We start from the raw sequence: 13,720 nt of genomic DNA, 5'->3' as shown, positions 1-13,720 counted from the left end.
GAGTATGCCGTCTCTTTTTTCATTTGCATCGATTCGGCGGCAATATGGGAACGAATGGTTGAATGGAGCTGGAACAGCCCGGATTTTTATAGCGGAAAAGAACGGTGTCAAGTTGTGTCGGCAGCCGTCGGAACGTTATAATAAAGGGTACTTTATAGATACAGGGAATAGGAGAGACCATACTGTGAATTACAGAAAGATCGGAGTGATCGGCGCCGGCACGATGGGACAGAGCATCGCCGAGATGCTTTCATACAAAGGGTTGGACGTCTATCTGCTGGAACTGTCGGATGAAAGGCTGAAGTCCGGCCTGGACAATATCGGAGTCAGCCTCGACAAGCAGATCGAGAAATGGGCGCTGACCCAAGCGGAGAAGAAGCTGATCCTGGGACGGATCCATGGCGTGTCGGCGATCGAAGACCTGTCCCAATGCGAGCTCATCATCGAGACGATCACCGAAGACCTCGACGCGAAGAAGGAAGTGTTCCGCGCCGTCGACAAGGCTTGTCCGCCATCGGTCATTCTGGCAAGCAACACGTCGACGCTGTCGCTGACGGAGCTGGCCAGCGTCACCGCGCATCCGGAGCGGGTAATCGGCATGCATTTCGTTTATCCGGTATTCAAGGTGGATCTCGTGGAGATCGTGCGCGGACTCCGCACTTCGGACGAGACGTTCAAGGGCACGAAGGATTTCGTGGAGCAGGTGATCGAGAAGAAAGGCGTCATGGTGTTCGAATCCCCGGGATTCGTCACGACGCGCCTCATCTGCCTCTTCATCAACGAAGCGCTGCACATTCTGGAGGAAGGCACGGCTTCCGCGGAGGACATCGACAGCGCGATGCGCATCGGCTATTCGTTCCAGCACGGTCCGTTCGAGATGGCCGACCGGTTCGGGCTGGATTCTGTCCATGCCGCGCTCTCGTCCATGTTCCGGGAATACGGAGAGCTGAAATACCGGCCGTCCTTCATCCTCAAGAAAATGGTGCGCGCCGGCCAGCTCGGCGTCAAGAGCGGGACTGGGTTTTTCAGCTACGACAAGGACGGTGACCGCGTATGAACATTCTCGTCATCAATGCCGGCAGCTCCTCGCTGAAATACCAGCTCTACGACATGAAGGACGAATCCGTTCTAGCCAGCGGCCGCGTGGAGCGGATCGGCATGGATACCGCGATTCTGACGCATGAGCCTGCCGACAAGCCGGAAGTGCGCATCGTCGACGAGATTCTGGAGCATACGAGCGCGATCAAGCGCGTCATGGACATGCTCGTCCATCCGGAGCATGGAGTGCTCGGCTCCGTATCGGAGATCCATGCGGTCGGCCATCGGGTCGTGCATGGAGGGGAGTCGTTCAAGGAATCCGCTATCGTGACGAGCGAGACGAAGCTGGAGATCCGCAAGCTGTTCGATCTTGCGCCGCTGCACAATCCGGCGCATATGATGGGCATCCTCGCCGTCGAAGCGGTGCTGCCGGGCGTTCCGCAGGTCGTCGTGTTCGATACGGCCTTCCATCAGACGATGCCGCAGGAATCGTACCTGTACCCGGTTCCGATGGTGCTCTACCGCCGCCACGGCATACGCCGTTACGGCTTCCACGGGACGAGCCATGCCTATGTAAGCGAGCGCGCGGCGGAAGTGCTCGGCCGTCCGCTGGAGGAGCTGAAGCTCGTCAGCTGCCATATCGGCAACGGCGCGAGCGCGACAGCGATCCTGAACGGCAAGTCGTTCGACACGAGCATGGGCATGACTCCGCTCGAAGGGCTCATGATGGGCACTCGCAGCGGCGATCTCGATCCGGCGATCGTGCCTTACACGATGAACAAGGAAGACCTCACGCTGACGGAAGTCAACTCCATGCTGAACAAGCACAGCGGGCTGCTGGCCATATCCGGCCTCAGCAGCGACATGAGGGAGATTACGGAAGCGATGTCGAACGGCGACAAGAATGCCCGTCTCGCTTTTGAAATGTATACTTACCGCGTACGCAAATACATCGGCGCTTACGCGGCCGCCATGAACGGCATCGACGTGCTTCTGTTCACCGCCGGAGTCGGGGAAAATTCCGTCGTCCTGCGGGAGCGGGTATGCGAGGGGCTGACGTTCCTCGGCATCGAGCTCGACCGCGAGCTCAACGCCCAGCGCAGCAAGGAAGCCCGGATCATCTCCACGCCGGAATCCCGCGTGAAGGTGATGGTCGTGCCGACGAACGAAGAGCTGCTGATCGCCCGCGATACGTTCAAGCTGGCCGCGCAGCAATCGAAGGGAGAAACCGAAGCATGATTGAAAATCTCGTAACCATCAAGCAAGTATCCGCCCATACGGGCGAGCGCGTCACGATTGGAGCCTGGGTGCATGGCAAACGCTCCAGCGGCAAGATCGCCTTCCTCCAGCTTCGCGACGGAAGCGGTTATATCCAAGGCGTAGTCGCCAAGAACGAAGTCTCCGAGGAAACGTGGGAAGCGGCGGGCAAGCTGACTCAGGAAAGCTCGCTGTATGTGTCCGGCACGGTCAAGGAAGAGCCGCGCAGCGCTTCCGGCTACGAGCTGCTCGTGGACGGCATCGAGATCATCCAGGCTACCCAGGAATATCCGATCACGCCCAAGGAGCATGGCGTCGACTTCCTGATGGATCATCGCCATCTGTGGCTGCGTGCGCCGAAGCAGCGCGCGATTCTGACGATCCGCGCGGAGATCAAGCGCGCCGTGAACGAGTATTTCGATACGAACGGCTTCACCCAGGTCGATCCTCCGATCCTCACGCCGACTTCCGCAGAGGGAACGACCAACCTGTTCCATACGAAATACTTCGACGAGGACGCCTATCTGACCCAAAGCGGACAGCTGTACATGGAAGCTGCCGCGATGGCTCTCGGCAAAGTATACAGCTTCGGCCCTACGTTCCGTGCGGAGAAATCCAAAACCCGCCGCCATCTGATCGAGTTCTGGATGATCGAGCCGGAAATGGCGTTCGTCGATCTGGAGCAGAGCCTCCGCATCCAGGAAGCTTTCGTCAGCCATGTCGTGCAGAGCGTCGTCAAAAATTGCCGTCCGGAGCTCGAGACGCTTGGACGCGACATCTCCAAGCTGGAGGCGATCCAGGCTCCGTTCCCGCGAATCACGTATGACGAGGCGATCGACTTCCTGAACAAAAACGGCTTCGAAGTGCCTTGGGGCGAAGACTTCGGCGCTCCGCACGAGACCGCCATCGCTCAAGAGTACGACCGTCCGGTATTCATCACCCATTACCCGGCTTCCATCAAGTCGTTCTACATGAAGCCGGATCCGAACCGTCCGGAAGTCGTGCTGTGCGCGGACATGATCGCGCCGGAAGGCTACGGCGAGATCATTGGCGGCTCGCAGCGGATCGACGATCCGGAGCTGATGGCGCAGCGCTTCGAGGAGCATAACCTTCCCCTGGACGCTTATCAGTGGTACATGGACCTGCGCAAGTACGGCACCGTGCCGCATTCCGGCTTCGGCCTCGGTCTGGAGCGCACCGTCGCCTGGATCTGCGGCCTCGAGCATGTGCGCGAGACGATCGCATTCCCGCGCACGCTGTACCGTCTGTATCCGTAAGACAGCAATGTTCGCCATCGCCGCCGGATTGTCCGGCGGCAGTACTTAAGTTGCAGCGATCAGGAGGAAGGTGAGCCGCTTGAACGAGAACAACCAGCATGAATACACGAGAGCATTGGCTTCCCTTATGGGAGAACGGGGAGTTTTCCTTCCCGCGCTCCTTCTTCGCAGCTATCGGGAGCTGGGCCTCAGCGACAGCGACATGATGCTGCTTCTGCAGCTGATGATGTTCCGCGATTCGCTGCGCCAGGATTTCCCGACGCCGGATGAGCTCGGCCGGCTGACCGGCGCGACCGCCAAGTCGGTTCAGCAGCAGCTCGGCCGGCTGATCAAGGAAGGCTTCCTGACGATCAACGACGCCGTCGACGCCGCCAGCGGCATCCGCTACGAGCGTTACGACTGGCAGGGCTGGCTGGAGCGGGCGGCAGCTTGGGCGGCTGCCGAACGCCCGGAGCCCGCTTCGCCGGAACCGGCTGCCCGCCAGACGGCTGCGATGGAGCTCAACTTGTTCTCGGTGTTCGAGCAGGAGTTCGGAAGGCCGCTGTCTCCGATGGAATGCGAGCGGATCAGCAGCTGGCTCGACCTTGACCAGTACAGCGACGAGCTCATCCGCTTCGCGCTCAGGGAAGCGGTATTCGCAGGCAAGCTCCACTTTACGTACATCGACCGCATCCTTCTCGAGTGGTCCCGCAACCGGGTATCGACGCCGGAGGAAGCGAAGGTTCATTCCCGCAAGTTCCGCGGGACGTCGAAAAACTGACGGGATGAGGCGGGGCCGCTGAAAAACGGGCGGAGGGTGCGGAATCGTTCTGGAGAAGCGAACGCGGTCGCCTTTGTCACCGGATTTCAACCGTAAAAACGGCAAGAAATCTGAGAAATACGGGGACAACAGCGATCGGAAGAACGATCCGCGCACGCAGCGACACCTTTTTCAGTGGCCTTGACGAGGCGGGGAGGATGGCCGGATGAAAATCCGTTTTTGCCGGCGCAACCTGAAGAATGGGGCGAAGCCTGCCTACCGCAAGCTCAAGTCGGAGGCGGGAGTCAAGCTGGTCAAGGAAGACTGCCTCGGCAGCTGCGGGCTATGCAGGGAAGCCTGCTTCGCCGTCGTCAAGGGGAAGACCTTATCGGCGTCCGGCCCCGCCAAGCTGCGGCGCAAAATCAAGAAGCGGTTGAACAAGCGATGACCGCATGACGATGAGGCCGCTGAAAAACAAGCGAAAGGCGCGGATCGTTATGGAGAAAAGTCGGAACAATGATTCACGAACGCAGCGGCAGCTTTTCAGCGGCTTCCATTACGACAGGGGGATTCACAGGTGAACGATCAGTTGGCGACCGCTCTCAACGAGCAGATGAATTTCGAATTCTATTCCGCGCATGTCTATCTGGCCATGGCGGCCTATTGCTCCGGAGACAGTCTGGAAGGCTTCTCCAACTTCTTCCTCGTCCAGGCGGAGGAGGAGAGGTTCCACGCGATGAAGATTTACCGGTTCCTCAACGACCGCGGACGCCGCGCGACGCTGAAGGAGCTGCCGGAGCCGAAGAATGGATACGATTCCATGCTGGACGTATTCGAACATGGCTACCGCCACGAGCAGCAGAATACGAAAAACTTCTACCAGCTCGCGGATCTCGCGCTTGATTCCAGAGAGCATGCTACGATCTACTTCCTCAAATGGTTCATCGACGAGCAGGTGGAGGAAGAAGCGCTGTTCGACGGCATCATCCAGAAGCTGAAGCGCATCGAGAGCGACAGCAACGCTTTCTATATGCTCGATGCGGAGTTTGCCGGCAGATCCTTCACGCCTCCAGCCGAGTAGAATTGCCTCTGCGAGCACCTCTTATCGCGGTCATTGGACAAACACCTGCTTCAGGTCCAATGAGTGCGAAAGGGGTGCTTTTTGCTGTTCAAGGAAGCCCGTTCGGTCAATTGATTGCTTTACTTGCGGGGAGGGAGCTTAAGGAGGATAGCGGCGAGCAGAAGGACGATGATCCACGGACTCACATAGGATGTCATCCACTCGAAAGCGGTCCGAACCTTCGAATCCTCCGAAAAGGAGGCTGTCGACAAGCCGTTGACGAGCATGGAAACGATGAACAGCGGTACAATCCAAAATCCGATCAAGCTCCACTTCTTCAATGTTCGGCACCTCCGAATTGGGCTAGCGGCGGGAATCGGACGGCAGGGAAGCGGCCGCTGCTACGGTCCGCGAATATTCCGACGGCGGCATTCCGGTCGCTTTCTTGAAATCCCGGGAGAAGTAATGAAGGCTTGAATAACCGAGCCGGTCGGCGATCTCCGTATATGTATGGCGCTGCTCCCGGATGAGCGTCTTGGCTTCCTCGATCTTCATCTCCTTGAACGCATCCATGACGCCCATTCCGGTCTGGGACAAAAAGATTTCCTTCAGCCGGCTCCGTCCCAAGTGGACCGCCCGGCATAGATCGTCCAGCGCCAACGGCTCGGACAGCCGCTGCCTCATGATCTCGCGCACCCGGCGCACCGTATCCTGCTCCAGCCGGGCGGCCTTCGCCGGGACGCTGCGGCGCTGTTCGGCCTGCTCGCCCAGTGCTTCTGACCGTGCGCTCCGGATCTGGCCGATCAGCAGCAGCTCCAGCAGCAGGCGGAATGCCTGCTGACTGGCCGCCGGCGCCTGCGGGTTGCGGCGCAGCTCATGGCTGCCGGGTGTATGGTAGGGCGGAAGGAAGCTGGCGAAGCCCTCCTGCAGCAGCAGGGCGAGCCAGCTTCTTTCGCGTTCGCCGGGGTACGATACCCGGTTCTCGAGCTCTTGCATGAGCGGGCTCGAACAGCCGAATGCGATGACGATGAGATTAGGCGGACGATGGCCGAGATCCACGCGCACGGTGTGGAACTCTCCCGGCTTATGGAAGATGAGCTGGCCTTGCTTCAGAGTCAGCAGCCGGTCGTCCGCCCGAACCTCCACCTCTCCCTTGTCTACGTAGAGAAGCTCCCAGAAGTCATGCGATTCCCCTTCGAACAGGAAGCCCGTCGGATATTCGAAATAATGAAAGGAGATCAGGCTCTCCACCTGTACGGGCGTCTCCAGAATCAAGCGACTGAACGGCATGGATGCATCTCCTCGCGGTAAAGAAATACGATAGGCTTCCATTTTACCATGGCTGAGTGCAAATTTAACGGCTGATGCGACAAATCCAATCGGCAGGGAGATTGATATAATCGCAGCAAGGAAGCGGATACACAATCCGAAGGGAGATGCATGATATGAAAAAGGGGATCAATGCCTGGTCGTTCCCGGCGGGAACGGGCATCGGGGAAAGCATGGACCTGGCGCTTGCCGCCGGCTTCGACGGCATCGAGCTTGCGCTGGAGGAGAACGGATCTCTGAGCCTGGAAAGCACGGACCGGGAAATCATCGAGATCCGCAAGCTGGCGGAGGATAAAGGCATCGAGCTGGCCAGCCTCGCGAGCGGCTTGTACTGGAGTTATCCGATCACGAGCTCGGATGCAGCCATCCGCACGAAGTCGGCCGACATCGTCAAGCGGCAGCTGGAATGCGCCGCGCTGCTCGGCGTGGACACGATTCTCGTCGTGCCCGGCGCGGTCGGAGTCGACTTCATTCCGGACGCGGAGGCCGTTCCTTACGACGCTGCATACGACCGCGCGCTGGAAGGCCTATCGCGGCTCGCCAAGGACGCCGAAGCGGCCAAGGTGGCGATCGGCATCGAGAACGTCTGGAACAAGTTCCTGCTGTCGCCGCTGGAGCTGAGAGGATTCATCGACGAGATCGGCTCCGATTATGTCGGTTCCTATTTCGACGTCGGAAACGTCGTGCACTCCGGCTATCCGGAGCATTGGATTCCGATTCTCGGCAGCCGGATCAAGAAAGTCCACTTCAAGGACTATCGCAGGCAGGCAGGCGGCTTGCACGGCTTCGTCGACCTGCTGGCGGGCGACGTCGACTACCCGGCCGTGGTCGGCGCGCTGCGGGCCATCGGCTATGACAGCTATGTAACGGCGGAAATGATTCCTCCTTACGCCCATCACGGCAGCCAGATCATCTTCAATACTTCGGCGGCTATGGACGCCATTCTCGGAAGGAGCGGGCGCGCATGATCAGAATCGGCATCATCGGACTTGGATTCATGGGAAGGGCGCATCTGGAAAACTACGTCAGGCTGGCCAAGGAGGGCGTTGCCGTGCAGGTGACGGCCATCTGCGACGCGGATCCCGCCAAGCTTCGCGGCGAAGGCGGCGGAGGCAATCTGGATGCGGGCACTTCACAACTCGACCTGTCCTCTATTTCCCTTTATACGTCGCTCCAGGAAATGCTGGACAAGGAGCAGCTGGACGCCGTCGATATTACGCTGCCGACGCATCTGCATCGCAGCGTGACGGTCATGTGCCTGGAAGCGGGCCTGCATGTACTGTGCGAGAAGCCGATGGCGTCGAACGAAGCGGAATGCCTGGAGATGCTTCAAGCTTCCGAGAGAACGGGAAAATCGCTGATGATCGGGCAATGCCTGCGTTTCTGGCCCGCTTACGTATACTTGCGGGATCTGATCGCCGGCGGAACATACGGCAAGCCGACTTATGCGTACTTCTACCGCGGCGGCGGCACGCCGGACTGGGGCCCTTGGGTGCTGCAAAAGGATAAGGGAGGCGGCGCCCTGCTCGATATGCATGTGCATGACACGGATGTCGTCAACTGGCTGTTCGGCATGCCGGAGGCGGTATCGACGCAGGCTGTCAACGTCATTCCGGGCAGCGGCTACGACATCGTGTCCACCCATTACCGATATGGCGGCGGCGAGGTCGTCCATTCGCAGGTCGACTGGACGCTGAACGGCGACTTCGGATTCGAGATGGGCTTCCGGGTCAACTTCGAGCGGGGCAACGTCCAGTTCAGCGGCGGCGTCGTGAAGGTGAATCCGAATGACGCGCCCGGCTTCGAGGCGGATCTGCCGGAGGATCAAGGCTATTACTACGAGCTGAAATACTTTGTGGAGAAGCTGCTGGCCGGAGAGCCGATCGAGGAAGCCCACCCGGCGAGCACGATGTCGACGATCGCCATCGTGGAGGCGGAGCTGGCATCCGCCGACAAGCGGGGCGAGTGGGTGAGCCTGGCTGGAGCGGCGGTTAATTAAGAGCTGGACGGATGGCAGCGACGAGGTCAGGGGCTCGATCCTCAAGGCTCTATAACAAAAAAGCCATCAAACACTAGGGACTGACCCCCGTCTGTGAGACAGGGATCAAAATACCATTAAGTTAAGTGGCCCGTCGTCGGAAATCAACCGGCGACTTGTTTTTTAGTTTTGCTTGAATATGAATTGAGTTATAGTAGATGATGTACTCTCGAACGGTTTGTTCAACGATTACCGTCGTTGTACGAGTGAGTCCTTCGAGATAGAACGTTTCAGACTTTAGAGTGGAATGGAACGATTCGATGGAGGCATTATCAGCGGGTGTTCCCTTGCGGGACATGCTCATGGTAATGCCTATTCCTTTTACGGCCCTTTGGTATGCCTGAGACGTATAGACACTGCCTTGATCACTATGCAACAGCATCCCAGGCTGATCGGGTAGCTGATTTAACGTGTCCAGTACCATTTCAGTATCCTGCTTGTCAGCTATACTGTGGGCTACAACCTCGCCGTTATATAAGTCCAAGATGCTCGATAAATATAACATCCTGCTCCCAAAGGACAAATGCGTAATATCCGTTACGAGCTTTTGCAACGGTCCGTCTGCCTGAAGCTGCCGGAAGTTAAGTACTGGTCAATTAAGCCTAATTTTCCTAAGGTAAAGAGAATGGTTAGTAAGTTTGTATTAGTCGTGGAAATTATTGTGACTGCTGTTGGACTGAATAGATATGTAACTATGAGGAACATTGGACTCAACAATGGCCCCAATGATCATCTTGTGGTATATGGACTTAAACCGACTGTATCAAGTGAAGATTGGGATACATACATGATTGAAAATATCATGATCATTGGATACTCTCTTATTACTAAATTAACTTTTTGCAATGTCCAAGCTGTTTAGATTAGCAATAGTCGGACTATTATGAAGGAAGAGAAAAGAAGTTGCTATATTCACTTTAATAGTAGTATAGACTCTTCTAATCAATATTTTAAAAAAATAGGACTTTTGAAACAGTCTCTATAACAAAAGATGACGATAAAGTACAATATATTCCACTTATGAATAGATATATGTTATCCTTACTAGGAAGGAATACCCAATTAAAAAGGGGGTAGAGTTCTTGAAAATTAGTGATATATATGACCTGAAAGCAGATCAAGTTCAGCTGGATTTTGTAAATATTGAAACAAACAGAGACTACCCATTATATATCGATCCTTATCTTATTTCTACTAGAAGTGATCCATCGTCTATGGAAGTAGATGGAACGATAAAAAGTTTCTTTTCCAAAGTAGTTGAGTATATTAGAAATTCTGAACATTCGAAGGCTATTGAACTATTTCGGTTTATGTCTGAACCTAAAGAAACGTGTTTTGGGATTAGTAAGACGGGCACAAAAAATGGCCGAGGAGTTGGACAAGGCAATGCTACCGATATTATTAATGAAATAATTAATAGCAAAGCGATAGAATCAGGAGTTGTACAGAATATTGAGGACATTGTTGTATTTGTTGATGATATAGACAAAGATAAATTATCTGATATGACGACAAATATAATAAGAAAGCATTTAATTGATTATACCAAGGAGCAATGTAAAATCTGGGGAATTCCTTTAACTAATCAGGATTCACTTCCATATTGGAATAGAAATACTGAAGATTGGGAAATCTCAAGAGAAGATTTGTTATTTTATCAAGGAAGAGAGTTATTCTTGGTTCCTAAAGCCATAGTGTCATATATATCAGAATATAATGCTCAGAAATACGGATGGCATTTTGTGGTTACCAATGAACGTGACGAGCAACTAGCGAGAAGGTCATCTCTAGTGAAATTTAAGAAATATAAGAATGGGAAAGGAGTATATTTTTTACCAAAAAAAGACGTTAATAATCAAATTACTAATTAAATTAGCAATGGGGATTTTGAGAGTAGAAAAGATTATTTGCGACAATACACTCAAAAAAAGCCGGAAATATTTGATAGATTTCGAAATTCTAAATCAAAAGAAGTGAAATCGTTAACAAACGATGAATTTATGGAACATACGGGATCAGTATCTATTGAAAAATTAGTAGATGCATTAATAGTTAGCTTGAAAAGTATACCTATTGGTACGAAAAATGCTTCTGAGTATCAAAAGTTCATAAAATCAATTCTCGAAATATTGTTCTATCCTCATCTGAATAATCCCATAATAGAAGAGAAGATCCATCAAGGAAGAAAAAGAGTAGATATTGTCATGAGTAATATCGCTCTAGTTGGCTTTTTTCATCGTCTACACAATATCAACAAAATTCCCTGTGGCTATATATTTATAGAATGTAAAATTTATAGCAAAGATGTTGCTAACCCTGAAATCGATCAATTATCTGGAAGGTTTTCTTTTAATAAAGGAAAATTCGGGATATTGATGTGTAGAAATATTGATAATAAGGAACTTTTATATCAAAGATGCTCTGATACGTATAAAAACGATAATGGCTTAATAATTCCTTTAGATGATAAAGATATCATTTTTATGTTGGAATCTTTAAAAAGCGAAGAGGATAAAGTTGAAAATCTGTTAGAAAGAATTAAAAAGATCATAATTTTAAATAATTAAACAAAAATTGAACTTCTTGAAATAAACTAATCTTACATTTTGAGGTGATAATATTCCAGTAATAAAGGGGCTTGATTTTTATACGAAGCAGTAAGAATTATTAAGCTAGGTCAACAAAATTTATAAGAAGAAAGAGACGATATTATGGAAAAGAAAATATCGGCTGTTGCTATTGAATTATTAAAAGAAGCGTTATGCAACATATATTGGTACAAGAATAATCTCAAAAGTTTTCTGAATAATTGCATTAATGATAACTCTATAGTTAACAGGCCAGATTGGAATGGATACAAAAGACAAATAGTGTCGGATATTGTTGATGATTTATGTAGTAATCAGGAAAAATATCTAGGTGATATAAGACGTCTAATATTTGAAGTAACAAGAATGGAAAGTTTCCGCCATCTTGAACAATTAGAAGATGGTAAGAAAAAGGTAGAAAGAGCAAAACAAGCAGTTTCTGATCTAAGACGAGTAGTGGAAGATCAGGCACAGAAGTTTAAAGAAGAGGAGGAAATAAAGAAAAAGAGATTAGATAACTTACATCGAATCCGATCTAGCCAAGCTGTTTTAAGTCGATTGGATGATATAAAAAGCAACTATTTTAGTTTGGTTATCTCAAAAGACTATCAAAAGCGGGGATTTGAACTAGAAAAAGTTCTGTATGATCTTTTTGAGCTATTTGATTTAGATCCAAAAGCATCTTTTAGAAACACTGGTGAACAAATAGACGGTGCTTTTACTCTTGAGGGTACTGATTATTTGTTTGAAGCAAAATGGAGAACTCATTTATCTGATGCATCTGATTTAGATAGCTTTACAGGGAAAATTAGAAGAAAGTTAGATAACACTCTAGGATTATTTTTGTCAATAAACGGCTTTTCTGAAGATGCAGTAAGAGTTCATTCAGTAGGAAGAAGTACAATCCTCTTAATGGACGGAACAGATTTAATGGCTGTGCTAGAAAATCAAATTGATTTCGTATCTTTGATAGTTAGAAAACGTAAGCATGCAGCACAGACTGGGAACATTTATCTAAAAATTAATGAAATACTTATTGATGATTAAAAATGGGAATGATTTCACTCAATTGTTTACTGTATTATTTTATAAACGTCAATATACAGGGAGGCTTTGATAATGCCAATATATGATGCTATTTATAGAATAGAAGTAGATGGAGAAGAAACTGAAGAGCCTATTTCAATTAGTACAATAGAAAATCATCCGGAGTTTTATAAAGTCAAAAATAATATTTATTGCACATATGAAAAATGTTTGGCAAAGTTGGAGTATGTACCAAAAGGCAAGAAAAAAGCTTATTTTAAAACTTGGCCGAAACAAGACCATACAGCTGAATGTTCCGACTTTTTTGAAAGAGAAAAAATTGCAAGAAGTACGAGAAACTCAGCAACCTCTACTATGGCCCTCTCGGATAAGCATATAGCTGATATTCTTAATGATATCAAAAGAAAACGACAGAATACTGATAGCAATAAAACAGGCGGAACAGGTAAAACAAAAAGAGAGAAAAAGAACCCACGTGTAGACTCTGAACTTCCTGAAGCTTCAGTTGTAAATATTAATCCGACTACTGGTGGTGAGGCGGATATAAAAGAGGGCGATTTAAAAACAAAGGCACCCTCTGTTAGAAGAAGAACTTTGTTACTTTTAAATGAAGATGATGTGGGTTTTACACGAGCCTTATCAGATGTATATATTAATTCTGTTGAAGTTGCCTCAAATCGGGTGGTTATTAATGCTTACAATGGTTCTAAGAATTGTGATATTTACTTTGAGGAGTTTTTCTTCACATCTTCACCAGTTAACTTTATCAATAGATTTGTTGAATTGAGCAATATTGTAAAATCTAATAAAAGGTTGTCATTTAGTTGCGTGGGGGAAGTATTAATAAGGTATGATGCAATTTCTATGCTGGTAAACAAGCATTCTGACTTTCGTGTAGAGGATCTTTACCTGAGTATTTTTTTGGTTAATTTTAAATGAGAATAAGGATTATTTTCACAAGGTGACTTCTAAATATGAAGAAGTTACCTTTTTCTCACTCTCTGAGCCCCTTACCACCTTTTTGGGGAAAATAAGCATAAGCAATACTTTACCTAAATCTAACACGAAGATAGGTGATGCCCAGGACAACTCCAAAAGTACCAATAGATTAGCCAAGGAAAAGTCACCTTATCTGCTGCAACACGCGCATAACCCAGTGAACTGGTTCCTTTGTCGGAAGAGGCTTTTGAAGTCGCTCAGCGCGACAACAAGCCTGTCTTCTTATCTATTGGGTATAGCAGTTGTTGGTTCACACGTACCTGTCATTGATGGGATGTTCGTGTGATTTAGAAGCTGCTGCCAACAACTTAACGGAGATTTATTATTGTATGATATAAGAATTACTAA

At 50.3% G+C, this 13,720-nt stretch carries 14 protein-coding genes and 2 pseudogenes; 13 read left to right on the top strand and 3 right to left on the bottom strand.

The genetic code is table 11. The features are described from left to right. Positions 1-184 precede the first annotated feature (184 nt). From ACLBWT_RS03665 to ACLBWT_RS03640, 6 genes are all read left to right on the top strand, one after another. The gene (locus ACLBWT_RS03665) at positions 185-1,057 is read left to right on the top strand and encodes a 3-hydroxyacyl-CoA dehydrogenase family protein (RefSeq protein ID WP_447661730.1); all 873 of its coding nucleotides are present in this window, start codon (positions 185-187) and stop codon (positions 1,055-1,057) included. Then, the gene (locus tag ACLBWT_RS03660; protein WP_447661729.1) at positions 1,054-2,277 is read left to right on the top strand and encodes an acetate/propionate family kinase; all 1,224 of its coding nucleotides are present in this window, start codon (positions 1,054-1,056) and stop codon (positions 2,275-2,277) included. Before ACLBWT_RS03665 ends, ACLBWT_RS03660 begins: the two co-directional genes overlap by 4 nt. Further along, positions 2,274-3,572: an asparagine--tRNA ligase gene (gene asnS, locus ACLBWT_RS03655; protein ID WP_447661728.1), complete on the top strand. Its 1,299-nt coding sequence runs from the start codon at positions 2,274-2,276 to the stop codon at positions 3,570-3,572. Before ACLBWT_RS03660 ends, asnS begins: the two co-directional genes overlap by 4 nt. Before the next feature lie 79 nt (positions 3,573-3,651). Next, positions 3,652-4,332 carry a DnaD domain-containing protein gene (locus ACLBWT_RS03650; RefSeq protein ID WP_447661727.1) on the top strand — a complete coding sequence of 227 codons (681 nt, stop codon included), beginning with the start codon at positions 3,652-3,654 and terminating at the stop codon, positions 4,330-4,332. A 205-nt stretch (positions 4,333-4,537) separates the two neighbouring features. Further along, positions 4,538-4,759: a DUF1450 domain-containing protein gene (locus tag ACLBWT_RS03645; protein WP_447661726.1), complete on the top strand. Its 222-nt coding sequence runs from the start codon at positions 4,538-4,540 to the stop codon at positions 4,757-4,759. Positions 4,760-4,888: 129 nt separating this feature from the next. Then, positions 4,889-5,392 carry a ferritin gene (locus ACLBWT_RS03640; protein WP_447661725.1) on the top strand — a complete coding sequence of 168 codons (504 nt, stop codon included), beginning with the start codon at positions 4,889-4,891 and terminating at the stop codon, positions 5,390-5,392. 119 nt (positions 5,393-5,511) lie between these two features. Here ACLBWT_RS03640 and ACLBWT_RS03635 read toward each other — a convergent pair whose 3' ends face one another. Together ACLBWT_RS03635 and ACLBWT_RS03630 are read right to left on the bottom strand one after the other, a co-directional pair. Beyond that, positions 5,512-5,712, bottom strand: coding sequence for a hypothetical protein (locus tag ACLBWT_RS03635; RefSeq protein WP_447661724.1), 201 nt, complete (start codon positions 5,710-5,712; stop codon positions 5,512-5,514). A gap of 22 nt (positions 5,713-5,734) precedes the next feature. Next, positions 5,735-6,661, bottom strand: coding sequence for a helix-turn-helix domain-containing protein (locus ACLBWT_RS03630; RefSeq protein WP_447661723.1), 927 nt, complete (start codon positions 6,659-6,661; stop codon positions 5,735-5,737). A gap of 155 nt (positions 6,662-6,816) precedes the next feature. On the opposite strand from ACLBWT_RS03630, the gene ACLBWT_RS03625 reads away from it, so the two are divergent. Together ACLBWT_RS03625 and ACLBWT_RS03620 are read left to right on the top strand one after the other, a co-directional pair. Continuing rightward, positions 6,817-7,668: a sugar phosphate isomerase/epimerase family protein gene (locus ACLBWT_RS03625; protein ID WP_447661722.1), complete on the top strand. Its 852-nt coding sequence runs from the start codon at positions 6,817-6,819 to the stop codon at positions 7,666-7,668. Next, the gene (locus ACLBWT_RS03620) at positions 7,665-8,699 is read left to right on the top strand and encodes a Gfo/Idh/MocA family protein (RefSeq protein WP_447661721.1); all 1,035 of its coding nucleotides are present in this window, start codon (positions 7,665-7,667) and stop codon (positions 8,697-8,699) included. Before ACLBWT_RS03625 ends, ACLBWT_RS03620 begins: the two co-directional genes overlap by 4 nt. 121 nt (positions 8,700-8,820) lie before the next feature. On the opposite strand, the pseudogene ACLBWT_RS03615 reads toward ACLBWT_RS03620, so the two are convergent. Next, positions 8,821-9,315: pseudogene (locus tag ACLBWT_RS03615) on the bottom strand (IS3 family transposase); the annotation flags it as partial. 505 nt (positions 9,316-9,820) lie between these two features. On the opposite strand from ACLBWT_RS03615, the gene ACLBWT_RS03610 reads away from it, so the two are divergent. The 5 genes and pseudogenes from ACLBWT_RS03610 to ACLBWT_RS03590 all read left to right on the top strand — a co-directional run bounded on the left by ACLBWT_RS03610 (position 9,821) and on the right by ACLBWT_RS03590 (position 13,642). Further along, positions 9,821-10,609, top strand: a complete 789-nt coding sequence (locus ACLBWT_RS03610; RefSeq protein ID WP_447661720.1) for a hypothetical protein — start codon at positions 9,821-9,823, stop codon at positions 10,607-10,609. A gap of 36 nt (positions 10,610-10,645) precedes the next feature. Continuing rightward, entirely contained in the window at positions 10,646-11,305 is a 660-nt protein-coding gene (locus ACLBWT_RS03605) for a hypothetical protein (RefSeq protein WP_447661719.1), read from the top strand. A gap of 144 nt (positions 11,306-11,449) precedes the next feature. Then, positions 11,450-12,373: a hypothetical protein gene (locus tag ACLBWT_RS03600; protein ID WP_447661718.1), complete on the top strand. Its 924-nt coding sequence runs from the start codon at positions 11,450-11,452 to the stop codon at positions 12,371-12,373. 72 nt (positions 12,374-12,445) lie between these two features. Then, complete coding sequence (locus tag ACLBWT_RS03595; RefSeq protein WP_447661717.1) at positions 12,446-13,312, top strand: hypothetical protein; 867 nt, start codon at positions 12,446-12,448, stop codon at positions 13,310-13,312. A 22-nt stretch (positions 13,313-13,334) separates the two neighbouring features. Further along, positions 13,335-13,642: pseudogene (locus ACLBWT_RS03590) on the top strand (DUF255 domain-containing protein). Positions 13,643-13,720 lie beyond the last annotated feature (78 nt).

It is taken from the genome of Paenibacillus sp. D51F, from assembly GCF_053345695.1.
The sequence above is the reverse complement of the archived record's forward strand: the minus strand, read 5'-3'. Positions and strand labels throughout refer to the sequence as shown.